This is a genomic window from Streptomyces sp. NPDC002144, assembly GCF_053593695.1.
In genome coordinates this window covers 170,185-193,935 of sequence record NZ_JBSFDB010000018.1, presented here as the reverse complement: position 1 = coordinate 193,935, position 23,751 = coordinate 170,185, and the positions used below count along the sequence as shown (strand labels likewise).

The following is a 23,751-nucleotide window of genomic DNA, read 5'->3' as shown; positions in this document are numbered from 1 at the left end:
CCTCGGCAGTGACCGACAACCGAGGCCAACGGGAGGCCGGACATGTCCGCAGCGCTGAACGGCAAGGTGGCGCTCGTCGCCGGGGCGACGCGGGGGGCGGGCCGCGGGATCGCGGTGGAACTCGGCGCGGCGGGCGCCACCGTTTACGTCACCGGACGCAGCACCCGCGCACGGCGCTCCGAGTACGACCGTCCCGAGACCATCGAGGACACCGCCGACCTCGTCACCCGAGCCGGCGGCCGGGGCATCGCCGTACCCACCGACCACCTCGAACCGGACCAGGTCCGCGCCCTGGTCGACCGCATCGCCGACGAGCAGGGCCGCCTGGACGTCCTCGTCAACGACATCTGGGGCGGTGAGAGTCTCTTCGAGTGGGACCGTCCGGTCTGGGAGCACGACCTGGACAAGGGCCTCAGGCTGCTGCGGCTCGCCGTCGAGACGCACGCCGTCACCAGCCACCACGCCCTGCCCCTGCTGCTGCGCCGGCCCGGCGGCCTGGCCGTGGAGGTCACCGACGGCACCGCCGAGTACAACCGTGACACCTACCGCGTCTCCTTCTTCTACGACCTCGCCAAGACCGCCGTCCTGCGCATGGCCTTCGCCCTCGGCCACGAACTCGGCCCGCGCGGCGCCACGGCCGTCGCGCTGACACCGGGGTGGCTGCGCTCGGAGATCATGCTCGACCAGTTCGGCGTACGCGAGGACAACTGGCGCGACGCCCTTACCGAGGTCCCGCACTTCGCGATCTCCGAGACCCCGCGCTACGTCGGCCGCGCCGTCGCCGCCCTCGCCGCCGACCCGGAGGTGGCCCGCTTCAACGGCCGCTCCCTGTCCAGCGGCGGCCTCGCCCAGGTCTACGGCTTCACGGACCTCGACGGCAGCCGGCCGGACGCCTGGCGCTATCTCGTGGAGGTGCAGGACGCGGGGAAACCGGCGGACGTGACCGGGTACCGGTGAGGTCAGGAACCCGGCATCACCGGCAGCGGCCAGCGCGCGGAATGGCCCGGGGGCAGCGCGAGGTCCTCTCGGACGGCCTCGTAGTAGCCCTCGCGGCCGGCGCGCTGGCGCTCCAGCAGGGCCTGCCAGGCCGCCGGGTCCCGTGTGCCGTCCCGCACGAACCGTTCCATCTCCAGCACGGTGACGATCCATGCCCGGGCCCGCTCCACGACCTCCGGGCTGCCCAGCAGGATCAGTGCCTCCCCGTGCGGCTCGCGGGCGGTCTGCACCTCGGACAGCAGCGGCTCCGCCTCCTGCGGGGTCAAAGGGTGCGGGTGCGGGTCGTTGCCGAGGTGCGCCGCCACCCGGTAGGTCAGCGCCACCTGCTGCTTCAGCGCCTGGGCCCAGTCGGCGTACACCGCGAACCGCCGCTCCTCCCACCGAGCCGCCCGCTCCCGCCGGAACCGCGCCCGATCACCCCGCACCACCGCCAGATACGAGCCGAGAGCACCGATCACGACACCTATCAGTGCGGGGAGCTGCTGCAGAAAAGCGGACATGGACGCACGCTATCTGTCCCGTGGATCTTGCGGGGGGTAGGTTCGGGCCATGGCTGACACGAAGCGCTTCGAGGGGTACGGGGTTCTCGTCACGGGCGCGGCCCGCGGCATCGGCGCCGCCGTCGCCCGGCGCCTGGCCGAGGAGGGGGCGCGGGTCCTGCTCACCGACGCGGACCCGCCCGAGGTCGAGAAGACGGCGGGGGCACTGCGCGAACGGGGCCTGGCCACCGAGGCGTTGGCGTGCGACGTGGGGGACCGGGCGGCGGTGGAGGCGGCTGTCGCGCACGCCGTCGACGCCTTCGGCTCCCTCGACGTCCTGGTCAACAGCGCGGCCTCCTGCACCCCTGACACCCCGCTCTTCGAGGACGGCCCGGACGAGGCGTGGGCCCGCGACCTCGACATCACCCTCACCGGCGCCTACCGCTGCTGCCGGGCCGCGCTCCCGCACCTGGCGGCCTCCGGTCGCGGCGCGATCGTCAGCATCGGTTCCGTCAACGGCCGGATGGACTTCGGCAACCAGGCCTACAGCGCCGCCAAGGCCGGCCTCGCCTCCCTCACCCGTACCCTGGCCGGACAGGCGGCCGGACGGGGAGTCCGCGTCAACCTGGTCGTGCCGGGGACCGTGCGCACGTCCGCGTGGGAAGGCCGGGAGGACGACCTGGAGGCACTGCGCCCGCTGTACCCGCTCGGCAGGGTCGGGGAACCGGAGGACATCGCGGCGGCCGTCGCCTTCCTCGCCTCCCGCGACGCGGCCTGGATCACCGGTACCGAACTGACCGTCGACGGCGGCCTGACCGCGGTCCACACGGGGTTCAACGCGGTGACGGGGGTACGCAGCAGCACCTGACCCTCACCGTCGCCTCACCCCTGACGCGGCGGTCGGCGAAGTCACCTACGGCAGGCAGGAGTTGGGGGACCGAGGCGGGCCCCGGGCGAGTGTGCGGTGCGCGTCCTCGGGGTAGGCAGGGGACGACCGCTGTGACCTTGCGCACTGCGAATGTCACCGTTTCGTCGTAACGTGCGGCGACTTACAACCGATCGCGGCGGACATCGGTCTAGCTGGCAGAGATCGCAGATCGGACGACCATTCCGCGCGAAAGGCAAAGGCAGACCATGGGGGACATCCGCAGACGGGGAGCCGTCGCACTCGGGATCACCGGACTGGTGGCACCGCTCACCCTCGCCCTGGGCACCGGTTCCGCCCAGGCGGCCACGAGCTGCACCACGCAGGCCGGGCCCTATCAGAAGCAGGTGGAGAAGTTCCTCGGCCGGCCGGTCGACGGAAAGCAGTCCGCCGCCGACTGCCAGGCCATCAAGGCCTTCCAGACCAAGCACGGCATCACCCCGAACATCGGGTACGCGGGTTCCGTCACCTGGGGCGTGATGGACCTCATGAACAAGCAGAAGGCCGTGGGGAACAACCCCAACAAGGAAGGCAAGTGCCCGACGAACAAGGGGCGCATAGCCTGCGTGAACCTCACGCTCCAGCTCAGCTGGATCCAGGACGGCAGCAGGCTCGTCTACGGCCCGGTCCCGGTCCGCACCGGCCGCAAGGGGTACGTCACCCGCACCGGTCTGAAGAAGATCTACTGGCGTGACAAGAACCACGTCTCGAACATCTACAACGTGCCGATGCCCTACAGCCAGTTCTTCGACGGCGGCCAGGCCTTCCACTCGGTCAACCTCAGCATGTGGAACCCGCCGGGCTCGCACGGCTGCGTCAACATGACCACGACCACCGCCAAGAAGTACTGGTCCCTGCTGAAGACCGGCGACGACGTCTTCGTGTACGGGCGCAAGCCGGGCACCTGAGCGGGCACCCGGCCCGGCGTCCCGCCTACTGCGGGGCGTCCCCGAAGTCCGGGATCTCCAGCCGTACCCCGCCCTGCCGCGCCGACTCGTGCGCGATGATGCCCGGCAGGGTGTAGCGGGCGGCCACCCATGCGTTGACCGACGGCAGGGACCGCGTGTTGACGGCGGTCACGAAGTCGTCGACGAGGAAGTGGTGGCTGCCCTCGTGCCCGTTGTGCAGGTTGTCGAACGCCCGCGGCAGCCGCGCCCGGTCGTGCACCGGTGCCGAACCGGAGGTGAAGGCCGCCCGCAGCTCCGGCGCGATGTGCTGGAGCGACGGGTCGTCGGGGGACATGGTGGGCTTGGGCTCCAGCAGTTCGCTGATGTCCTTCACGCCCTTCTTGTCCTGCCACAGGGCCACCGTGGCGAGCTGCTCCATGCTCGCCTCGGTGCCGAAGAAGCGGAACCGGGACTCGCGGATGTGCGAGGGGTAGCCGACGCGACGGAACTCGTTCGTACGGAACGATCCGCCTCCCGCGACCTCGAACAGCGCGGTGGCGTTGGAGACGTCGTTGTCGAACTGGCTGACGGAGCGGTCGAAGACGCCGTCGCCGCGGTCGTCGCGGACACCGATCGCCGACACGCTCACCGCGTGCGTCTGCCAGGCGCCCAGCACCCCGCCGACCGCGTGCGTCGGGTACAGCAGCGGGGGATAGCTGGCGGTGGCCTTCCAGTTCTCGCCGCCGCTGTACTGGTAGGCGTCGTAGAAGCCGAGGTCCATGTCGTGGACGTAGTCGCCCTCGGCGTAGAAGAGCCGCCCGAAGGCGCCCTCCGCGATCTGGTTGCGGGCGTGCACCGTCGCCGGGTTGTACTGGCTGGTCTCGCCCATCATGTACGTCAGTCCGGTCGTCCTGACCGCGTCGATGATCGCGGCGATCTCCTCCGTGGTGATCGCCATGGGGACCGCCGAGTACACGTGCTTGCCGGCGTTCAGGCCCTGCAGGACCAGCGGGCCGTGCGTCCACCGCTGGGTGAAGATCGCGACCGCGTCGACCGCCGGCGACTCGAGCATCGCCTCGTAGCTGGGGAAGGTGCCCGCCAGTCCCTGCGCGGCGACGAGCTGTCCGGCTCGTTCGGGCAGCAGGTCGGTGACGTACACGTCGCCGACACCGGGGTGGGCCTGGAACAGCGTCGCGAACTGACCGGAGAACTGGCCGGCGCCGACGACGCCGAGGGAGAACGTCATGAAAGGCGTGCCCTTCACTGGGAGAGGATCGACCACTTACTTTTGTCGCGAAAGAATCCTGGCGTCAAGAGTCCGGTGAGTATGTTTTCCTCGGGAGCGGTGGCACCTTAGGGTGAGCACGTTGATTCCGTGACGAAAAAAATCATGTGGGAGTCTGACCTCCATGACCACAGTTGCGGCCAGCTGGCTTCCGCTGACCCCCGGCGAGCGCTCGGTGGCGATCGAGGTGCTCGTCAACGGCCCCCTGTCGCGCACCGAGCTCGCCCGGCGGCTCGACCTCTCCGCGGGCAGCCTCACCCGGCTCACCAAGCCGCTGATCGAGTCCGGCCTGCTGGTCGAGGTGCCCGAGGCCGGCGCCCCGGCGGAAGTGCGCCAGGGGCGGCCCTCCCAACCGCTCGACGTCGTCGCCGAGTCCTGGTCCTTCATCGGCTTCAAGATCACCGAGGACATGGTCTACGGCGTCGTCACCACCCTCCGGAGCGACATCGTCGCCCGTCACGACCGCCCGCTCACCACCCATGACCCCGCCGAAGTCGCCGACGTGCTCGCGGAGATGGCCGGCGGGTTCACCGCCGCGCACCCGTGCCCGGCGGGCATCGGCATCGGCGTGGGCGGACGGGTCGAGGACCGGGCCGTGGTCGCCGAGTCCCCCTTCCTGGGCTGGCGGGGCGTGCCGCTCGCCGGACTCGTCGGGGAACGCACGGGGCTGCCCGTCGTCGTCGAGAACGACGTCGCCGCCCTCGTGGAGGCCGAGACCTGGTTCGGCGCCGGGCGGGGCCTGGACCGCTTCGTCGTCCTGACCATCGGTGCCGGCATCGGCTACGGGCTGGTGCTGGGCGGCAGACGGGTGCCGAACGCCGAGGAGGACCGCGGCTTCGGCCGCCACTGGATCGTCGACCCCCATGGCCCGCTCACCCCGGAGGGGGAGCGCGGCAGCGCCGTCTCCCTGCTCGCCATCCCGAGCATCCGCTACCAGGTCCGGGCCGCCACCGGCCGGGACTGGACCTACGAGGAGATCCTCGGCCGGGCCGCCGCCGGGGACCCCATGCCCGCCCGCGTCATCGACGAGGCGGCGCGCGCCCTCGGCACCCTGGTCGCGCAGATCTCCAACTTCGTGATGCCGCAGAAGATCCTGCTCGCCGGAGAGGGGGTCGGGCTGATGGATGTGGCGGGGAACACGGTGGGGGAGACGATCAGGACGCTCCGGCACCCGATGGCCGCCCCGGTCGCCCTGGAGACGAAGGTGTCCGACTTTCACGACTGGGCCCGCGGTGCCGCCGTGTTGGCGATCCAGGTGCTGGTGCTGGGAGCGGCGGAGTCCGAACCGGCCGGTGGATCTTGACAGATGGACGTGATCAGTAACACGGTCGGATATGCCCGTTTCCCGCCTGATTACTCACGGCGCCTTCACCTCCGGCGCCGTATGCTTCACACCATGTCCACCACTGTTGAAACCGTCTCCGAGCGTTCGGCGGACGAGGTCAACGAGGAGATCCGGGCCCTGTGGCGTCGGTCGGGCGGGACACTGAGCGTCGAGCAGCGCGAGGAGTACCAGCGGCTCGTCCTGGAGTGGGCCGCCGCGGCTCCCCAGCCCGCGCGGGCGGCCTAGCTTCGTCTGACGCCCGCCGCGCATCGGCGCGTCGGTCCGGGGCACCCCTGATCGAATGGGTCCCCTCCTCGCACTGGCCTCGGCCGTCTGTTACGGCGTCGTCGACTTCAGCGGCGGGATCCTCTCCCGCCGGGCCTCCTTCACGGCCGTCACCTTCCTCGGCCAGGTCGGCGGTCTCGCGCTCGCCTGTGTCGCCGCACTCCTCGTTCCCGCCGACGCCGTCCACCCCGCAGACCTGCTGTGGGGTGCTCTGTCCGGCCTGGGCAGCGGCACCGCCATGCACTTCCTCAACCGCGGCCTGAGCCGCGGGGCCATGACCGTCGTCGTCCCCCTGAGCGCGGTGACCGGGGTCGCCCTGTCCGTCCTGTGCGGCGTCCTCCTCCTCGGCGACCGGCCCGGCCCTTCGGCCTGGGTGGGCATCGCCGTGGCGGTGCCCGCGCTCTGGTTCGTCTCCGGCGGCCGGGCCGGCGCGGCCCACGGCGCCGGCGACGGGCTGCTCGCCAGCGCGGGCGTCGCCGTGCAGTACGTCGCCCTCGGCCTGGCAGGTGCGTCCGCCGGGCTGTGGCCGGTCGTCGCCGGCCGGGTCGCCGCCGTGCTCCTGCTGCTGCCGACCGCCCTGCGGCACGGACCCCTGCGACTTCCGCCCCGGATCGCCGCCCAGGCGCTCCTCGTCGGGGCCGGGGCCGCGCTCGGTCTGATCCTCTATCTGCTCGCCGCCCAGCGGCAGTTGCTGGCCGTCGCCGTCGTGCTCGCCTCGCTCTATCCGGCCATCCCGGTGATCCTCGGTCTGGCGCTGCTGCACGAGCGCATCACCGCGCGGCAGACCGCCGGACTGCTCGGCGCGGCGGCCGCCACCGTCCTGCTCACCCTCGGCTGACCTGTCAGCCCCAGCTCGCGGAGTAGGCGCGCCGGTAGTCCTTGCGGTCCTGCTCCGCCCGGATCCACCGCGTGGCCACCAGCGCGATCAGGCTGCCGCCGATGACCAGCATCCCGGGGCCGATGTTCCGCGGGTCGCTCAGCCGGGCCAGCAGGGTCGTGCCCGTCGAGGTGCCCGTCGCCGGGGTGGTGGAACCCGGGGACGTGGTGGTGGGCGCGATCGCGCTGTGCGTGGCCGACGCGGACGGCGCCGGTGAGGCGCCCTGCTGGGCGGCCGCCTGCTTGGAGACGATCAGCTGCACGTTGAGCGCCTGCATCGCCTTCGTCACCGGCTGGAAGAACGTCGTACCGCCCGAGGTGCAGTCGCCGCTGCCGCCCGAGGTGATGCCCAGCGCGATGCCCTCGGAGAACAGCGGGCCGCCACTGTCGCCGGGTTCGGCGCACACGTTCGTCTCGATGAGCCCGGTGACCGTGCCCTCGGGGTAGTTCACCGTCGCGTCAAGGCCCTTGACCTCGCCGTCGTGCAGACCGCTGGTGCTGCCGCTGCGGAACACGCGCTCCCCGACCACCGGATCGCTCACGCCGGTGATCCGCACCCCGTTGCCGTTGCCGATGGCCACGATGTCCGCGCCCTGTCCGGCCGTACCGCTCGCGTACTGCACGAGGGAGAAGTCGCTGCCCGGGAAGTTCTGCTGCACGGTGGTGCCGAGCTGCTGGTTGCCCTGGCTGTTGGCGAACCAGACGGAACCGGTCGGCCCGCAGTGCCCGGCGGTGAGGATGAAGTCGGTCTGCCCGTTGGTCACGTTGAACCCCGCCGAGCAGCGCCCGCCGGTCGACAGGATCGGCACCGCCCCGTTGAGCCGGGTCGTGAACGTGCCCTTGGTGCGCTCCATCCGCACGAAACTGCCGATGCCGGACGCCACCTTGGTCATGTCCGACCAGTCGGAGGCCGAGACGGTGCTGTCGGCCTGCACCACCACCTGGTTCGTCCGGTAGTCCATCGCCCAGGCCGTGCCCGCCACCCGGGGCGCCGAACGCAGCGTCGCCGTGGCCGCCTTGAGCTCGTTCATGCTGTGGCCGACCATCTTCGCCTCGGCGCCCGCCCGCTCGACCTCGGACGCCGCCTTCTTGTCGGTCACCGCGACCACCGTGCGCCCGTCCGCGCCGACCCACGTCCCCGCCGTACGGGCGGTACCCAGCTGCGCCACCAGCGAGGCACCCGTGCCGGGCGTGTCCCCCTTGGCGCTGAACGGAAGGGCGGAGGTGCCGGGAGACTCGCTCGCCATGGCGGCCTGCGTCACCATGGCTCCCCCCAGGAGGAGTCCGCCGACGGCCGCCAGTCGTGTCACTCGCCGGACCATCCGTCGTCGTGCGTGCCTCATGCATGGCTCCCGAACCAGTACGCGCGGTGCCAACACCGCGGGGCCCTCCGGTCGTTGAGCACCCTCTCTCCATACGTTCCGGGAGCCGACCGCGTTCAGCGCGCCGGTGATCCTCTACGGCTTGCGCGCCACCCCGCCGTACATCGCCACCTCAACGGGCTCGTCCCCCTCCTCCGGACGCCAGCGCGAACACGACACCACGCCCGGTTCCAGCAGCTCCAGGCCGTCGAAGAACCGCGCCACCGCCTCGGGAGTGCGCTGCGTCAGGGCCGGCGTGCCGTGCTCGTTCCAGAACCGCACCGCCTCGTCCACCTCGGGCAGCGCCGGAGTCGTGATCGTGTGCGACAGCACCAGGTGGCTGCCCGCGGGCAGGGCCTCCATGAACCGCCGCACGATGCCGTACGGGTCCTCGTCGTCGCCGACGAAGATGACCACCCCGAGCAGCATCAGCGCGACCGGCCGGGACAGGTCCAGGGTGGCGGCGGCGCGCTCCAGGACCGCCTCGACATTGCGCAGGTCCTCGTCCAGATGGTCGGTACGGCCCTCCGGCGCGCTGGTGAGCAGGGCGCGGGCGTGCGCCAGGACGAGCGGATCGTTGTCGACGTACACGACCCGGGACTCCGGGGCCAGCCGCTGGGCGACCTCGTGGGTGTTGTCGGCGGTCGGCAGCCCCGTGCCGATGTCGAGGAACTGGCGGATGCCCGCGTTTGCGACCAGGTGACGCACGGCGCGGCCCAGGAAGAGCCGGTCGGCGCGGGCGTACTCGTCGATGGAGGGGTGCAGTTCACGGATGCGGTCGCCGGCCACCCGGTCGACCTCGTAGTAGTCGCCGCCGCCGAGCCAGTAGTTCCAGATCCGTGCCGTGTGCGGACGCAGGGTGTCGATGCGTCTGCGCAGCGCCTCGGCGGGATCTTCGGTGGCTGCCGGGTTGTCCGTCACGTGCTCAGCTCCTGGAGGGCCTGGTGGTCGGGCGCGGGGGGCAACCGGCAATCTAGACGGCGGAGTTGATGTCTGCCGAGGGTACGGCGGGAGAGATTTTCCCAAGAAGTGCCGCATGGCCGGCCTCGTCGCCCCACACGGACGCCGGATCGACGTACGGCCGCAGGAGCGCCGTCAGTGCCGGGTCCGCCCGGCGGTTCAGCTCGTCCGAGGCGAGCTTGCGGGCGATCCCGGCGAGGAAGTCGGCCAGCTGCACCCGAGGATCCTCGCCGGCCACCACCAGCCGCAGCCCGACCAGCCGGATCCCGGCCAGCCGGGCCGTCTCCTCGATCCACGCGATGCGCTCCGGCGTCAGCAGGTTCTGCCGGTCGTGCACGAGCCGGACCTCCTGGCCGCCCGCGCTCCAGTACGCGGCCGTGCGCACGATCGCCGGCAGCAGCGGATTGAGCAGCGGAATCAACGGCGGTCCGGCGAGCAGTCCGGCCCGGTAGTCGTCCGCCCGGGAACGGGATGCCGCCAGCCTGTCCAGGACGGGTGCGACGGCCGTACGGGCATGCGCGCGCCGCAGGTCGTCCACCGTGCGGAAGAACAGCTCCGCCGGCTCCGAGGGCTGTCCGTCGTGCCGTACCCGCAGCAGCCGGTTCGCCGCTCGCACGAACTCCCGCCACCCCGCCTCCCCGAACGTCCGCCGTCCGGCCCGGTACAGGAACAGGGCCTCGGCCGTGTCGCCGAGCAGCAGGTGGGCCGTCCGGTCGACGACGAAGAACTCCTTCTCGACCAGGTGCACATGGGCTCTGGCGTGGATCGGACCCCCCGGCGCGAGCAGCCATTCCAGCACGGCCCGGTGCTTCTCCCGCAGCAGGTGGGTCGCCTTGTACTCCTCCGCGGGCGAGCGGATGCGGTCCCGGATCTCCCGCACACACGCGGTCGCGGCGTCCACCGGCAGCCCCACCCCGGCGTGCGCGAACACGTCGGTGTTCCCGCCGGTGAGGTTCTCGCCGTCCGACCCCGACTCGTCGCAGGCGACTTCACGGTCGTTCCAGGTCACAGCACGGCCCCCTTATCTTGTGCGTCATGAACAGGATCCCGCACGGCACGTCCGGCGAACCGAACCCCCTGCGTGCCCTGTCCCTGGACCGGCTCCGTCGCCGTACGAGCATGAAGTGGCGCACCTATCCGGCCGACGTGCTGCCGTTGTGGGTGGCGGAGATGGACGTTCCGCTGGCCGAGCCGATCGTCCGGGCGGTCACCGACGCCCTCGCGCTCGGCGACACCGGCTACCCGGCGGGCACCGCCTACGCCGAGGCGCTCGCCGCCTTCGCCGACAAGCGGTGGGGGTGGGACGGGCTCGCCGTGCAGCGCACGGCGATCGTGCCCGACGTGATGCTCGGCGTCGTCGAGATGCTGAAGCTGGTCACCGGGCACGGGGACCCGGTCGTGGTCAACTCGCCGGTGTACCCGCCGTTCCACCAGTTCATCGCGCACATGGACCGGCAGGTGGTCGAGGCCCCGCTCGGCGCGGACGGACGCATCGACTTCGGCACTCTGGAGGAGGGCTTCGAGCGGTCGGCCGCCGGCGGACGCCGGGCCGCCTACCTGCTGTGCAGCCCGCACAACCCGACCGGCGCCGTGCACACCGCCGGGGATCTGGCCGCCGTGGCCGCCCTCGCCGACCGGTACGGCGTCCGTGTGGTCGTCGACGAGATCCACGCGCCGCTGACCGCCTCCGGCGTGGACTTCGTGCCGTACCTGAGCGTCCCCGGCGGGGAGAACGGCCTGTCGCTGATGTCCGCGTCCAAGGCGTGGAACCTCGCGGGCCTCAAGGCGGCGCTCGCGATCGCGGGCCCGGAAGCCGCGGCCGACCTGGCTCGCCTGCCGGAGGAGGTCGGTCACGGCCCCAGCCACATCGGTGTCATCGCCCACACCGCCGCCCTGACGGAGGGCACGCCCTGGCTGGACGCCCTGCTCGCCGGGCTCGACGACAACCGGCGACTGCTGTCGGACCTGCTCGCCGAGCACCTCCCGGCCATCACCTGTCGCCCCGCCGAGGCCACCTATCTGGCCTGGCTGGACTGCCGTGCGCTCGGCCTCGATCAGGACCCGGCGGACGTCTTCCTGGAGCGCGGCAGGGTGGCCCTGAACTCCGGGATCCCCTTCGGCACCGGGGGCGCGGGGCACGTACGCCTGAACCTGGCCACCTCGCCCGAGGTGATCACGGAAGGCGTACGGCGGATGGCCGCGGCGCTCCGCTGAGCCGGGCCTAGACTTCCGGCATGGAGGACAGACAACTGGAACGGCTCGGCTCGGGCAAGTACCTGTTGATCACCAGCTACCGCAAGAACGGCACCCCGGTCGCCACGCCGGTGTGGGTGGTGCGCGACGGTGACACGCTCGGTGTGTGGACGGCCGCCGACTCCTGGAAGGTCAAGCGGATCAGGGCCCGCGGCGACGTCCTCGTCGGCCCCTGCGACCTGCGCGGCAATCCCACAGGAGCGCAGATTCCCGCCACCGCCGAGATCACGGACGAGGCGACCGCCGCCCGCTACCGCGAACTCATCGCCCGCAAGTACGGCATCGTCGGCCGGCTCAGCCTGCTGGGCAGCCGACTGCGCCGGGGCCTGAAGGGCACCGTCGGCATCCGCGTCACGCCGCAACCCTGAGACGCGGACGGCCGCGCGGTCCTGTGCAGGAACCGCGCGGCCGTCACGACGGCACGTCCCGGGTTACGAGGCGTCCAGCACCGTGCCGTCCAGCACCGGCCCGCCCGGCACCGGGTTGCCGACCTCGTCGCTCAGCTGGAACCGCACCGACTCCGCCGGCTCCGCCACCTGGTCCGTGACCGTCGGCAGCGACACCTCGGCGCTGACCTGCCCGGGCGGCAGGCCCGCGGCCACGCCCAGGTACTGCACCGAGGACAGCGGCCGCTCGGGATCGGGCTGCTCGCCCGAGACGTTCTCCAGCCACTGCGGATCCACGTCCTTCGTGGACAGCTCCGGCCCCACGGTGACGGGCATCACGCGGAAGAACTCGAAGAGGTCCACGTCCGCCGCGGCGGACAGCGTCACCTTCCACTTCAGGGGCTGCCCCTCGGTCACCCGGTCCGCGACCGGCGTCACGGTGACCGTCGGCATCGGGTCGTCGTTCTGCACGGTGACCCCACCCCGGTAGGAGCCGACGACGGCGCCGTGCACGGCCTTGACCAGCACCGCGTCGTCGACGTCGTAGGCGAACCGCGTGTTGCCCTTGACCTGCACCTTCACATCGATGTCGTGGCCGCCCGGACGGACCGTCACGAGGCTCTGCTTCTCCCTGCCGGTGGCCGGGTCGATGACATACACCCGCACCTGTCCGTCGCCCCGCCCGGACACCCGAACGGGCACCTGGTAGGTGCGGACGCCCGAGTCGCCCTCCTTCACCGTCGTACGGCCGATGTCGACGCGCGGCAGCGCGGCCTCCCGCACCGCCGGAGTGCCGGGGCGCCAGCCCCAGGCGTCCATCAGCCAGGCCTGGCCCCCGGCCGAGCGGGGCGTCAGCTCGAGGGACTTGACGTGCTTCAGGTCCAGGCCAGTCCGGGACGCGGCGGTCAGCGGGACGCGGACCTCACGGGCCCAGAAGGAGGCGGTGCGTTCGGTGCCGGGCAGCCCGTCGACCTTGACCGCGCCGAGGGCGGCCCGCCTGCCGTGCGTGTCGGTCAGGGACACGTCGAAGCGGGTGCCGGTCGAGTTCGGCGGGACGATCAGTCGCAGCGCCAGGTCGGTGGAGCCGGCGAGCGCGACCGGGACGGCAGGACGGATCAGCGTCGGGGAGCCGGCCGCCGACCACTTCAGCGCGACGGCGCGACGGCCGACCTCGCGGGCGGGCTCCCACGTCGCGAAGTGCGGGGAGACGCCCTTCGCGCCCGAGGGGAGGCAGGCTATGTGCTGGTCCGGGTCGACGGCCGAGCACAGCCGCCCCCCGGTCACCGACAGCTTGCCGTCCGGCAGGAGGCCGCCGACGCGGTTCGCCCCGACGGCGTGGGTGAGCACGCGCGCCGGGTCCGCCGAGGGTGCCCGCCTGCCGGAACCGTCCAGCAGCGGCCGTACCCGGTCGTCCCCGGCGACGAACAGCCGTGCCGCCGCCGCGATGTACGTGCTGCCCGCCCGGTGCTGCTGGTCGGCGGTCAGCCGGGTCGCGGTGCCCGGCGAGCACACCGGGTCCCGGTTCTCGGGGTCGTCGTAGAAGTCGTCCTCCGAGGGTGCCTGGGACTGGCCCGGCGTCCACTCGGTGTTGAAGAAGTTGTGGTCGGCGCCGACCACGTAGACGGCGCTGTGCAGCGCGCTGCCGCGGCTGACCGAGCGGGTGCCGTCGACGTACACCTCGCCCTGCAGGTCGGAGACGTCGCCGTCGCAGCCCGGCAGGATCGTCGTCGAGGGGACGTCCGCGACCGGATTCTGGCCGAAGATCGTCGGTCCGATGAGCACGGTGCCGCCGATGTGCCAGCGCACCGGCCCGTGGTAGCCGTCCTGTGCGGACGGCGGCGGGTAGAGGCTGTCCATCGCCGCCCGGTTGACGCCCTCACCGCCGCGGGAGTGGCCGACCAGCAGGACGTGCGAGAGATCCGCCGTCGGGGCGTCCCGGACGACCGCGGGGGCCGAGGCGGGGTGGGCGGCCCAGTCGGCCCAGCGGGCCAGGTGCTGCCGGACCAGCGAGGAGCGGGCCTGGGCGCCGCCGTCCTCGGCCGCCCAGTCCTGGCCGTTGATGCCGTTGGCGGAGATGGAGACCGTCACATAGCCCTGGGAGGCCAGGAGTTGCTGGTCGCGCAGGTAGCCGCGGTAGCTCGGGATCGGCTTGGTGCCGGCCGGGCAGGGCCAGCCGCCGCTGATGTCGTCGCCGTTGTAGCAGGTGCTGTGGCGGCCGTGCAGGAACAGCGCGAGCGGACGCTTGCCGGTGGTGCCCCGGGGCGCGACGACCACGGCCTTCATCTCGACGGGCTGCGGGAAGTCGGGCAGCTTCACCGGGTTCAGGTCGTACTCGCCGGTGGACGTACGGTAAGGGCCCGGCTTCCCGGGATCGACGGAGTTCGCCGGCAGCGGCGCGGGCGGCTGGGCGGCCGCCGTGTCAGCCCGGCCGGGCGCCCGGGTGCGGCCCGCCGCGTCCAACTGCCGCCCGCCGGCCCGTACCTGAAGACCCGTCAGATGACCGGCGGTCCTGCCGAGCGCGAGCCGGAAGGTCCTGCCGTCCTTGCCGGGGGCCGGATGGCCGAGCAGCCGGCCGCCGGCGTAGAAGTCGACGCGCGCGTCCCCCATCGGCACGGGCGCGGTCGAGCGCCACACCAACTGCCGCGCCGCCCCCTGCCCGGCGATCCGCCAGCCGGGCGGGAGGGGGCTGTCGCTGTCTGCCGTCGTCGTGAGCGGTCTGGCGTCGGGCGGTCCGGCCGCCTGCGCCAGCCCTGGCGATCCCCCCGCCACCGCGAGCACCGCCACAGCGGTCACCGCTATTCGCCGGGCACGGAACAAGGTCTTTCCTCCTCAAGTACCGAGCGCAGGCGCCCCGTTGGTCAGCGGGGGCCTCTCGTGTACCTGAGGACGGCGGGTCGGAGCTGTGGGTTGCCTGTGTGCGCGGATTCGATCACCGGGCGCCAACAGGATCAGGCGATCGGAGTGCCGGGGGTCAGGTCCAGGCGCGGTACGGCTCGTCGACCAGCTGGAACACGGGCTCACCGCGCACCGGGTCCTTCACCGTCGACAGGCGTACCCGGTCGCCGCTGTGGATGCCGATCAGCGGGCCCATGACGCGGCCCCGCACGACGAACCCCTCGGCCATCTCGACGAGGGAGACATTGCGCGCGGCGGGGGTGTTGCGGTGCACCACCGTGGCGTGCCGGATGGTGCCCGTGCCCTCGCTGCGCTCCGTCCTGAGGTCACTGCCCTGGCAGACGGGACACAGCAGCCGGTGGTACATGGCGGTGCCGCACCAGGTGCAGCGCTGGAAGAGGATGGTGTCCGAGTCGCGCGAGGCCGGGTCGAGGAGGCCTGCCGCGGAGCCGGCGGTCTGACGGGCGACGCCTACTGAGTGGTGGTACACGCTGGTCAACTCCCTGCGCTCGGCCGGAATCCCACGTGCGCGGTTCGCCGTACCACCGTGCACGGCATCAATGTATGACACTCAGTGTCATCCGTAAAGGCACTGCGTACCCTCACTATGAACTCGCCTTCGGTCACTCCTTTTCGAGGGCGCCCTCGATCTCCTGGACGACCCGCCACAGGGGTGCGCCGCGCCGGGAGACGACCACCACGACGTCCTCGGTCTCCTCCTCGCCGTCCGGCGCCGAGGGGGCGGAGAACGCCGACTGCACGTATCCGAGGGCATGGTCCAGCGCATCGCTGGCGTCACCCTGTCCGTCCGAACGCAGCCAGGAGCGCAGTGCGTTGTTGTGCGCCGCCGCCACCGCCGCCGCGATCACGTCGGCCCGCAGTGTCCCGTCCTGCCGGCCGGCCAGGCGGCCGCGCAGATGGTCGGCGAAGGCGCGCTCGTAGCGCCACACCACCGACAGCTCGTACGCCCGCAGCCCGGGCACCTTCTTCGTCAGGCGGTAGCGCTGCACGGAGAAGGTCGGGTTCTCGGTGTACATCCGCAGCACGATCCGGACCGCGTCGCACACCCGCTGGACCGGATCCTGGTCGTCGGTGCTCTCGGCGAGGAACGCCGTCATCTCCGCCAGGCACCGCTCGTGGTCGGGGAAGACCACGTCCTCCTTGGAGGGGAAGTAGCGGAAGAACGACCGCCGTCCGACGCCGGCGAGCGCCACGATGTCGTCCACGGTCGTCTGCTCGTAGCCCCGCTCGAGAAACAGCTGGAAGGCCGCCGCGACCAGGGCGTCCCGCATGGGTGGCCGTGTGGCCGCCGGCTCCGTCTTCATGACCGCGAACGTAGCATCTGAGCGAGGTGAATGGCACTCAGTGCGCTCATGGCAGGGAACTCGGTGTCGCTCGAGGGATGGGTGAGGCCTCGGCTGAACTGCCGGGGGCGCGGGCGCGTATCACTCCCCGGGAACGGCGAAGAGTCCCGTCCCGGCACGGAAGGAGAGCACTGTGCCCGCACCGCCGGCATCCGGACCGCCCGAGGACCGCCCGCCGCTGGAGCCCATCGTCGTCCTGCGTCCGCGCCGCACCGACGCCCTGGCGGAGCTCTTCAAGGAGATGGAGCAGGGCGCCGCCGGTCTCGAGCCGGTCTCCCTGCCCGACTCGCACTCCTGGAACGAGGGCGAGACCCAGGAACTCGCGCCGGTGCGCGTCCCCGCCCCGGACGGCGGACACCGGTTCGGCTTCGGATCGGGACTGCGCCGCGCCGCCGTCACGGTCGCCGTCGCCGCGGCCGCCCTCGTCGGCTTCGGCTGCGCCATGCTGCTGCCCAGCCGCAGCGGCGAGGCCGCCACCACCGCACCGTCACCCAGCCCGACGGCCTCGGCCGAGCCGACGCCGACGGCGACGGCGTCCGGCGCGGCCGACCCCGACGGCGCGGGCACCCTGCGCGAGGGCGACAGCGGCCCCGCCGTCATCGACCTGCAGCAACGCCTGCGCGACATCCCGGACGTCTACGACAACGGCTCCACCGACGGCCGCTACGACGCCACCCTCGAGGCGGCGGTCGCCCGCTTCCAGCTCTGGTACGGCATCCGCGGCGACGAGACCGGCGTCTACGGCAACGACACCCGGCAGGCCCTCGAATCCCGGACCGGTGCCGCCACCGGCTGACACCGTGGGACCAGGACGAGGAGGATGCGGGCCCGGGGCTACGCCGGGTCGACCGGGACCCTGATGTCCACGATGCAGACGTCGTCGCGCCGGTCGCCCTCCAGCATCCCGGCCAACAGGGGTGCCAGGGAGCCGGGTTCCTCGGTGTGGTGGGTCAGCACCGCCTCGGCGAGCCGTGTCAGGCCCTTGTCGATGCCCTCCCCGGGCCGCTCGACCAGGCCGTCGGTGTAGAGGACGACGCGGTCACCGGGCTCCAGCCGGCACTCCGCCTCCTCGTAGGCGGGCGCTGCGCTCGCGCCCAGCAGCATGCCGCGGGGACGGTCGAGGTAGCGCACGACTCCGTCGCGCAGCAGCAGCGGCGGCGGATGACCGGCCTGGGCCCACACCAGGCGCCGCTCGGCGGTGTTGTAGCGGGCCAGCACCATGGTCGCGGTGCCGTGCGAGTCCCGGGAGTGCAGCAGCAGGGTGTTGAGGCGGGCCAGCGCGCCGGTCAGCGAGGAGCCGGTGATCACCATGCCCTTGGCGGTGAAGCGGAGCAGGGCCATCGAGGCCACCGCGTCGATGCCGTGCCCGGCGACGTCGCCGACCACGAACAGGGCATCCCCGTTGGGCAGTTCGATGGCGCTGAACCAGTCGCCGCCCACGTGGATGCCCGACTGGGCGGGCAGATAGGCGACGTCGACCCGCAGCCCGGCCAGCGGTACGGGACGGGTGGGCAGCGGCAGCAGCGCGTGCTGGAGCCGGCCGGCCAGGGTCCGCTCGGCGCGCAGCACGTCGTGCTGGGTGAGGATGGCCCGTTCGCTCTCGATGAGGGCGAGTTCCGCGCTGCGCTGGGCCGTGAGGTCCTGGATGACGCCGTGCACCTCGACGGTCGTGCCGTGGGCGTCCGGCACGGCCTCCGCGACGGCGCGCAGATGCCGTAGCCTGCCCGCCACCCGGGCGCGGAAGGGCACGTCGAAGGACCGCCCCGCGCGCAGGAGTTCGGCGATGGCCTGGGTCAGGGCGGACGCGTCCTCGGGCAGCGCGAGGTCGGGCAGCCGGATCAGGCCGATCGGGCCGTCCGCCGGGTCCCGGCCGAACAGGGAGAAGACCTGGGAGGACCAGGTGACCTCCTGGGTGAGCAGGTTCCAGCTGGCCCAGCCCAGGTTGCCCAGCCGCTGCACGTCGGCCAGCCGCTGTTCCTGCCGGTCCGAGGAGCCGTGCCGGACCCAGGTGACGACGAGCCGTTCGTCCAGCCGTGCCGCCCGCACCGAGTAGGTGGACAGCTCCGCGACGCCGTCCACGACCTCCTGGTGCGCGAACTGCTCGCTCTCGTACGGCTCTCCGGTGGTGAGCGCACGCCGGAAGCCCTGCCACACCGGATCGCCCAGCAGCGTCGGGCAGCACTCCCGGAACCCGCGGCCGACCAGTTCGCGTCCCACGTGGCCGACCACGTCCGGGGAGTGGGCCGTGGCGGCGTCGATGCGGTAGTCCCTGACGTCCCCGGAGGGGGTGCGCAGCGGGGTGAGCAGCATGGTGGCGCCGGGCAGCGCGTCGAACACCGCCCGCACGACGTCCACGACCTCGTCGGGGGAGACGGGGGGCCGGGTGTCGAGGGCGCGCAGCCGGCCGGCGCACAGCCGGGCCACTGCCCGCAGATGCCCGCGCGTCTCGTCGGCGAACGGCCCGCCGCGGGCGCGCAGCACGCCGATGCACACGTCGCCCGGTTCCGCGGCGGTGGCCGTGCGCGTGGCCGTCGGTCCGTGGGCCGGTACGGGCAGCCAGGCGCGGGTGGGCCAGCGGCTGGGCGGATCCCCGATGAGCAGGTAACGCTTGCGGTCCGACTCCAGGTCCTCCAGCCAACGCGGCTCGCCCGCGCGCAGCGCGTCTAGCGCGGCGACCCCGCTCAGCGGCGGCACGTGCTGCCACTGGGCGGCCAGTTCGTCGTCGACACCGGCGTGCCCGATCAGGTCCAGTCCGCCCGAGGGCATCAGTGCGTAGAGCATCACCGCGTCGGCGCCCACCTCCGGCCCGAGGTGCTCCAGCAGACAGCCGGCGAGCTCCTGCGGGGTGGCCACATGGACGAGTTCCCTGCCGAGGGTGGCCAGGGTGGCGGAGCTCTCCTCGACCACGGACGGCTCCCTGAGGGACAGGGAGACGGAGGCGGTGAAGGCGGCGGTGTCGGGCTCCGGGGCCGGGGCGGACGACGGCGCCAGCGAGCCGAGCGTGATCCAGCACTCCTCCAGGAGCGTGTGACGGCCCGCCTCGGCCCGCTTCTGCAACTGCTCCTCGGCGGTGTTCGGAGAGCAGCCGGTCAGCGCCATGACGGCACCCTTGGCCCGCTCCAGGACGGCCGATGTCGCCGCCAGGTCGCGCAGTCGGTCCAGTTCCGCTCGCTGCCTGGCGACGATCTTGGCCAGCGCAACGGTGTCAGCCGCGGTCGGGGACTCCGCTGGCGTGGCGGGCTCGCTCGTCACGCGTCGAGCATCGCACATCGGACGCGCTTCGATCGCACCCTTGCCTGCCCGGGCTTCACTCGAAAGAGGACCATGGTCGTGCCGTGGTGGACATCCCGGACGGTTGTGCTCCGGTCACTCGTCGGGCTGCCGGTACAGCCACTGGCGCACCATGCGGCTCAGCACCGGCATGACGAGGTACGTCAGCACCGGCAGCAGCACGATGGGGAAGACGGCCGCCCGCAGCGGCAGCGGCCAGGCCGCCGTGCGGGGCGTCACCAGGGCCTGTATGAGCAGGGTGAACGGGTAGGCGCCGAGGAAGGTGGTGAGGACCATCTTCCAGCGTGGCGGGGACCGCACCGTGGTGCCCGGCAGGCTGAACCAGGTCTCCAGGCCGGTGGTCGACTGCCGCTCGCTGCCGACCTCGGTGGCGACGCCCTCGATCCGCTCGTGCCACCGGGCCCGCTCGGCGGACTCCAGCCAGCGGGTCAGCCGGTGCGGATCCGACCAGCGCAGCACCGCGTGGTAGCGGTGGCCGTCCTCGGGTCGCAGCCAGGAGACGCCCTCGTTGCCCGGGAACCGTCTGGCGCAGCGGGTGACGCCCTCGGTCCACTCCTCGAACTCCCGCTCGTGGCCGGGGCGCACCTGCCAGGTCAGGACGGTGGTGACCGGTTCCCCTCCGCGCAGCTCGGTGGTGCTCATGGTCACCACGTGTGCCACGCGCGGCGCGGATCATGCGCGGGTGGCCGGGCCGGTGTTCAGCGTCCGGCCTCGACCAGGGCCTGGGTGACCGCGCGGACGCTGCGCGCGATGTGCTGGAGCTGCAGGACCTCGGCCGCGTACAGCTTGATCGTGTGCTCGATGACCGACTCGGGCAGGCCCAGGCGGGGCAGATCGGCGCGGGCGGTCTGCAGCGCGGTGCGGGCGACCCGGATCTCGTGCTGGACCTGGATCTGCGCGTGGCGGGCGAGCAGCACGGGGTGGCGGAGCATGGCCGGGTAGCCGGCGTAGCGCGCCGGAACCAGCTCCCGCAGCCACTTGGCCGCCGAGCGCTCCCAGTCGTAGGAGCCGGGCTGCTTGACCTGGCACGGCCAGTCCGGGCTGAGGCGCGTGGTCGTCAGTTGCATCGGTGATCGCTTCCGGGTGTGCGGCGTCGTGAGGGGTGGTCCGACGGGTGCGTGCGGGCGGCCCCGGCCTAGGGGATGACCGGGGCCACCACGGGCGCTCGCACGGACGAGGCCCGCCCGGAAGCCCGCGCGCCGACGCGGGTAGGAGACGGCGGCTACGGATGTCCGGGTGACGCGTGAGAAGTATTTATATATGCCGACCGGTTTGCAAGACGTATGAAAACATTCATGCGCGATATGTTGTGAAAGGTCCCTTTGTAATTCGAGACAGCGCGTGGGGAAGGTGTTACCGAAGGTTACGGTGGGCCCGCTCCGCCGTCAGTCCCGCAGGAAGAACTGGTGCTGGTCGGAGATCTGTTCGTACTCCTCCAGCCGGGCCTGGGTGCGCTCCGGGTCGGCGTCGGTCATGGCCTGCAGCAGCGCGGCGGCGATCACGCCGGGCGCGGCATAGGAGTCGAAGACCAGCCGGGAGCCGGTGCCGGTGGCGAAGACGACGTCCGCCTCGTCGGCGACCGGACCCAGCGCCAGATCGGTCACCAGGGCGACCTTCAGCCCGGCGCTGCGCGCCACCTGCACCGCCGTGAGCGTCTCCTGGGCGTGCCGGGGCATCGAGAACGCCAGCACCCAGGTGCCGCCCGCCTCCCGGGACTGCAGCAGGGCGTCGTAGGCGACACTGCCGCCCCGCGTCACCAGCCGCACGTCCGGGTGGATCCGCCGGGCGGCATACGCGAAGTACTCGGCCAGCGAGACCGAGATGCGCAGCCCGAGAACGGTCAGCGGAGTGGAGCCCGACAGCTTGCGGCCGACGTCGATCAGCTGGTCCGGGTCGGCGAAGTCGCGCCGCAGGTTCTCCAGGTTCTCGATCTCGGCGTCCACCGCCGACTGCAGTTCGTTGCTGCCGTTCTCCTCGGGCGCTCCGGGCCCGCCCGCCAGGTGGCCCAGGGCGATCGACTGGAGCTTCTCGCGCAGCGCCGGATAGCCGCTGAAGCCGACCGCCGCCGCGAACCGGGTCACCGACGGCTGGCTCACGCCGACGCGCTCGGCGAGATCGGTGATCGACAGGAACGCCGCCTCGGTGATGTGCTCGATCAGGTACTGGGCGATGCGCCGCTGCCCCGGGGAGAGACGGGGCCGGTCGAAGAGGGTTCTGAGCTGGGATGCCGGTGCGGCCTCGGCCTCCGGAGCGGTCCTGCCCGAGGTGATCGCGGATGCCTGTGCGCGTGCCTGCTGCGGCGATGGCACCGGTGCGCCTCCTTTGTCTCCCACAGTGCTTCAACATAGCTCACACACCGCCGTGACCAGGGCTTGTACGGGCGCATCCGGCACCGTCGGACGGATCCACGATTCGCCTGCCGGGACACCGTGTCACCGGCGGTAGATCGTGATCGAATGACCGACCTCGTCGACCGGGCGGCTGCTGTCGATCAGGGTCCTGAGCTGCCCGCGCGCCTTGTCGACCGCCGTGTCCGACACGACCAGCAGCCCGTGCACCTGACCCGCCGGCACCTTGCGCGGATCGGACGCGTCGATGCCGTAGTACGCCGGAACACCGCTGCCCTTGTACACCAGCCAGACCCGCCCGCCCCGGTACCGCTCACGCAGCCGGTCGGCGAGTCGGCCGAGGTCCTGCCCCCAGTCCACGTTGGAGTCGTGCAGCCGCAGATAGGTCCTGGACGGCCCGCCGAACGCCTCGTTGGAGTACGGCAGGTAGTAGGGGAACGTGCGCAGCGAACTGACCGCGACGAACACCACCAGCGCCCCCGTCGCGAGCGACGCCCACCGCCACCGCACCAGGAGCACACACCCCGCTGCCACCGCCAGGAACATCGGCATGAAGAGGGCGTAGCGGGTCCCGAAGTCCCGCGAGCCGGTCATCGCCGAGGCCATCAGCACGGCGGCCGGGACCAGCACATAGGGTGCGGCGGGCCGCAGCCGCCGTACGGTCACCATCGCGACGGCACCGGCCGCCCACAGCGCGAGCATGCCGAGCGGTGTCTTCACCAGCAGCGCGGCCGGCAGGTAGTACCAGCGGGACCCGGTGTACAGATGCCCGAACAGGAAGCCCTGCCACGGGTACTTCTCCAGCCCGAACTGGATGCGCATCCCGTCCCGGTAGGACTCGGGGACCGGCATGAGCTGCACCAGCAGCGACTTGAGCCCGTGCACGGCGGGCACCTGCTGCCCGGCCGGCGACCACCGCAGCCGCGGATCGACCACGAGATACGACGCCCATACGACGGCCACGGCGGCCACCGCGACGAAGCCGGCGGCCCCGAGCGAGCGCATAAGGGCCCGGCGCCGGTCCGCGGACCCCGGCCGCCACACCGCCCAGGCGGCCAGCGCCACCAGCACGGGAACCGCCGGCAGCACGCTCATCTTGGTCGCCAGGCCCGCCCCGAGGGCCAGCCCGGCCAGGGGGACGTACAGCCGGGGCCGCCTGCGGGATCGCCACAGCAGCCAGGCCGAGGTCAGCACGAATCCCGCGGCCGGCACGTCCAGCGTGGCCAGCGATCCGTGGGCGATCAGGTCGGGGGAGAAGGCGTACAGCGCCAGGGCCGCCAACCCGGCCGCGGGGCCCGCCAGTTCACGGGCGAACGCGAACACCACGAGCCCGAACAGGAGCGTCAGCACGATCACCGGCAGACGGGCCCAGAACATCAGCCGCCAGGGGTCGTTGCCGGAGGCGTACAGCAGATGCTGGGCAAACCGGCTCTGGTTGCCCTTGTAGGACGTGTCCAGGTGCGGGTCGGCGATCGCCACCCCGGCGGCGATGACGAGCTTGCCGAGCGGGGGGTGCTCGGGGTTGAGGCGGACGCGGTGCTCGTGGAGATAGTCGGCGGCCGTGGCGACGTAGATCGGCTCGTCGATCGTCGGCGTCTGCTGCACGGCCGTGGTGACCATGGCGGCGGCCATCTGGGCGAGCAGCACCACCACCAGGAGCGGCAGCAGCAGGCGCCGCCAGGGCCGGCCGGGCGGCGGGGCGGCCGTCACCGGGGGTGGCGGCCGCTCCTCGCCGTCCGGCGCCCGGGGATCGAGGACCGAGTGCTGTTCGTGCGCCATCATCCGCCCCGCGGTGACAGGGACCGCGGGCGGGCGGGAGCGATCCGGGCCCTTCTC

General features: G+C 72.3%; 22 protein-coding genes. 9 read left to right on the top strand and 13 right to left on the bottom strand.

Annotated features, from left to right (window positions below; all coding sequences use genetic code 11):
• Window positions 1–42: 42 nt before the first annotated feature.
• On the top strand, window positions 43–957 hold the full coding sequence (locus tag ACWCQ1_RS26700; RefSeq protein ID WP_358608888.1) for an SDR family oxidoreductase: 915 nt from the start codon (window positions 43–45) through the stop codon (window positions 955–957).
• Window positions 958–959: 2 nt separating this feature from the next.
• On the opposite strand, the gene ACWCQ1_RS26695 is transcribed toward ACWCQ1_RS26700, so the two are convergent.
• Window positions 960–1,496 (bottom strand): hypothetical protein, encoded by a 537-nt coding sequence (locus ACWCQ1_RS26695; protein WP_133043713.1) that lies wholly within the window; start codon window positions 1,494–1,496, stop codon window positions 960–962.
• Window positions 1,497–1,545: 49 nt separating this feature from the next.
• On the opposite strand from ACWCQ1_RS26695, the gene ACWCQ1_RS26690 reads away from it, so the two are divergent.
• Complete coding sequence (locus ACWCQ1_RS26690) at window positions 1,546–2,343, top strand: SDR family NAD(P)-dependent oxidoreductase (protein WP_358608882.1); 798 nt, start codon at window positions 1,546–1,548, stop codon at window positions 2,341–2,343.
• Between the two features lie 266 nt (window positions 2,344–2,609).
• The gene (locus ACWCQ1_RS26685) at window positions 2,610–3,308 is read left to right on the top strand and encodes a L,D-transpeptidase family protein (RefSeq protein ID WP_133043715.1); all 699 of its coding nucleotides are present in this window, start codon (window positions 2,610–2,612) and stop codon (window positions 3,306–3,308) included.
• 25 nt (window positions 3,309–3,333) lie between these two features.
• Here the strand turns inward: ACWCQ1_RS26685 and ACWCQ1_RS26680 are convergent, their stop codons facing one another.
• Window positions 3,334–4,533, bottom strand: coding sequence for a Gfo/Idh/MocA family protein (locus ACWCQ1_RS26680; RefSeq protein ID WP_358608879.1), 1,200 nt, complete (start codon window positions 4,531–4,533; stop codon window positions 3,334–3,336).
• A 163-nt stretch (window positions 4,534–4,696) separates the two neighbouring features.
• On the opposite strand from ACWCQ1_RS26680, the gene ACWCQ1_RS26675 reads away from it, so the two are divergent.
• The 3 genes from ACWCQ1_RS26675 (at window position 4,697) to ACWCQ1_RS26665 (ending at window position 7,019) form a co-directional block, all read left to right on the top strand.
• On the top strand, window positions 4,697–5,875 hold the full coding sequence (locus ACWCQ1_RS26675; RefSeq protein WP_451027543.1) for an ROK family transcriptional regulator: 1,179 nt from the start codon (window positions 4,697–4,699) through the stop codon (window positions 5,873–5,875).
• Between the two features lie 81 nt (window positions 5,876–5,956).
• Window positions 5,957–6,142: a hypothetical protein gene (locus ACWCQ1_RS26670; protein WP_133043718.1), complete on the top strand. Its 186-nt coding sequence runs from the start codon at window positions 5,957–5,959 to the stop codon at window positions 6,140–6,142.
• A gap of 55 nt (window positions 6,143–6,197) precedes the next feature.
• On the top strand, window positions 6,198–7,019 hold the full coding sequence (locus tag ACWCQ1_RS26665; protein WP_358608873.1) for an EamA family transporter: 822 nt from the start codon (window positions 6,198–6,200) through the stop codon (window positions 7,017–7,019).
• Between the two features lie 4 nt (window positions 7,020–7,023).
• On the opposite strand, the gene ACWCQ1_RS26660 is transcribed toward ACWCQ1_RS26665, so the two are convergent.
• The 3 genes from ACWCQ1_RS26660 to ACWCQ1_RS26650 all read right to left on the bottom strand — a co-directional run bounded on the left by ACWCQ1_RS26660 (window position 7,024) and on the right by ACWCQ1_RS26650 (window position 10,387).
• Window positions 7,024–8,400: a S1 family peptidase gene (locus ACWCQ1_RS26660; protein WP_358608870.1), complete on the bottom strand. Its 1,377-nt coding sequence runs from the start codon at window positions 8,398–8,400 to the stop codon at window positions 7,024–7,026.
• 114 nt (window positions 8,401–8,514) lie between these two features.
• Entirely contained in the window at window positions 8,515–9,339 is an 825-nt protein-coding gene (locus tag ACWCQ1_RS26655) for an SAM-dependent methyltransferase (protein WP_133043721.1), read from the bottom strand.
• Window positions 9,340–9,391: 52 nt separating this feature from the next.
• Window positions 9,392–10,387, bottom strand: a complete 996-nt coding sequence (locus tag ACWCQ1_RS26650) for a hypothetical protein (RefSeq protein WP_451027542.1) — start codon at window positions 10,385–10,387, stop codon at window positions 9,392–9,394.
• A gap of 26 nt (window positions 10,388–10,413) precedes the next feature.
• Here ACWCQ1_RS26650 and ACWCQ1_RS26645 point away from each other — a divergent pair, with 26 nt between their 5' ends.
• Both ACWCQ1_RS26645 and ACWCQ1_RS26640 read left to right on the top strand, forming a co-directional pair.
• The gene (locus tag ACWCQ1_RS26645; RefSeq protein ID WP_133043723.1) at window positions 10,414–11,592 is read left to right on the top strand and encodes a MalY/PatB family protein; all 1,179 of its coding nucleotides are present in this window, start codon (window positions 10,414–10,416) and stop codon (window positions 11,590–11,592) included.
• Window positions 11,593–11,612: 20 nt separating this feature from the next.
• Entirely contained in the window at window positions 11,613–11,999 is a 387-nt protein-coding gene (locus tag ACWCQ1_RS26640) for a PPOX class F420-dependent oxidoreductase (protein WP_358608864.1), read from the top strand.
• A 63-nt stretch (window positions 12,000–12,062) separates the two neighbouring features.
• Here the strand turns inward: ACWCQ1_RS26640 and ACWCQ1_RS26635 are convergent, their stop codons facing one another.
• The 3 genes from ACWCQ1_RS26635 to ACWCQ1_RS26625 all read right to left on the bottom strand — a co-directional run bounded on the left by ACWCQ1_RS26635 (window position 12,063) and on the right by ACWCQ1_RS26625 (window position 16,204).
• Window positions 12,063–14,834 (bottom strand): alpha/beta hydrolase family protein, encoded by a 2,772-nt coding sequence (locus ACWCQ1_RS26635; protein WP_451027541.1) that lies wholly within the window; start codon window positions 14,832–14,834, stop codon window positions 12,063–12,065.
• 154 nt (window positions 14,835–14,988) lie between these two features.
• Complete coding sequence (locus ACWCQ1_RS26630; RefSeq protein ID WP_451027540.1) at window positions 14,989–15,402, bottom strand: Zn-ribbon domain-containing OB-fold protein; 414 nt, start codon at window positions 15,400–15,402, stop codon at window positions 14,989–14,991.
• Window positions 15,403–15,535: 133 nt separating this feature from the next.
• Window positions 15,536–16,204 carry a TetR/AcrR family transcriptional regulator gene (locus ACWCQ1_RS26625; RefSeq protein ID WP_165954841.1) on the bottom strand — a complete coding sequence of 223 codons (669 nt, stop codon included), beginning with the start codon at window positions 16,202–16,204 and terminating at the stop codon, window positions 15,536–15,538.
• A gap of 205 nt (window positions 16,205–16,409) precedes the next feature.
• Between ACWCQ1_RS26625 and ACWCQ1_RS26620 the strand changes: the two genes are divergently transcribed.
• On the top strand, window positions 16,410–17,072 hold the full coding sequence (locus tag ACWCQ1_RS26620) for a peptidoglycan-binding protein (protein WP_451027539.1): 663 nt from the start codon (window positions 16,410–16,412) through the stop codon (window positions 17,070–17,072).
• Window positions 17,073–17,110: 38 nt separating this feature from the next.
• Here the strand turns inward: ACWCQ1_RS26620 and ACWCQ1_RS26615 are convergent, their stop codons facing one another.
• The 5 genes from ACWCQ1_RS26615 to ACWCQ1_RS26595 all read right to left on the bottom strand — a co-directional run bounded on the left by ACWCQ1_RS26615 (window position 17,111) and on the right by ACWCQ1_RS26595 (window position 23,697).
• The gene (locus tag ACWCQ1_RS26615; protein WP_451027538.1) at window positions 17,111–19,546 is read right to left on the bottom strand and encodes a SpoIIE family protein phosphatase; all 2,436 of its coding nucleotides are present in this window, start codon (window positions 19,544–19,546) and stop codon (window positions 17,111–17,113) included.
• A 96-nt stretch (window positions 19,547–19,642) separates the two neighbouring features.
• The gene (locus tag ACWCQ1_RS26610; protein WP_451027537.1) at window positions 19,643–20,209 is read right to left on the bottom strand and encodes an antibiotic biosynthesis monooxygenase; all 567 of its coding nucleotides are present in this window, start codon (window positions 20,207–20,209) and stop codon (window positions 19,643–19,645) included.
• Between the two features lie 56 nt (window positions 20,210–20,265).
• Window positions 20,266–20,634 carry a hypothetical protein gene (locus ACWCQ1_RS26605; protein ID WP_133043729.1) on the bottom strand — a complete coding sequence of 123 codons (369 nt, stop codon included), beginning with the start codon at window positions 20,632–20,634 and terminating at the stop codon, window positions 20,266–20,268.
• Between the two features lie 318 nt (window positions 20,635–20,952).
• On the bottom strand, window positions 20,953–21,876 hold the full coding sequence (locus ACWCQ1_RS26600; protein ID WP_165954830.1) for a MurR/RpiR family transcriptional regulator: 924 nt from the start codon (window positions 21,874–21,876) through the stop codon (window positions 20,953–20,955).
• 123 nt (window positions 21,877–21,999) lie between these two features.
• Window positions 22,000–23,697 carry a phospholipid carrier-dependent glycosyltransferase gene (locus tag ACWCQ1_RS26595; protein WP_451027536.1) on the bottom strand — a complete coding sequence of 566 codons (1,698 nt, stop codon included), beginning with the start codon at window positions 23,695–23,697 and terminating at the stop codon, window positions 22,000–22,002.
• Window positions 23,698–23,751: the final 54 nt, after the last annotated feature.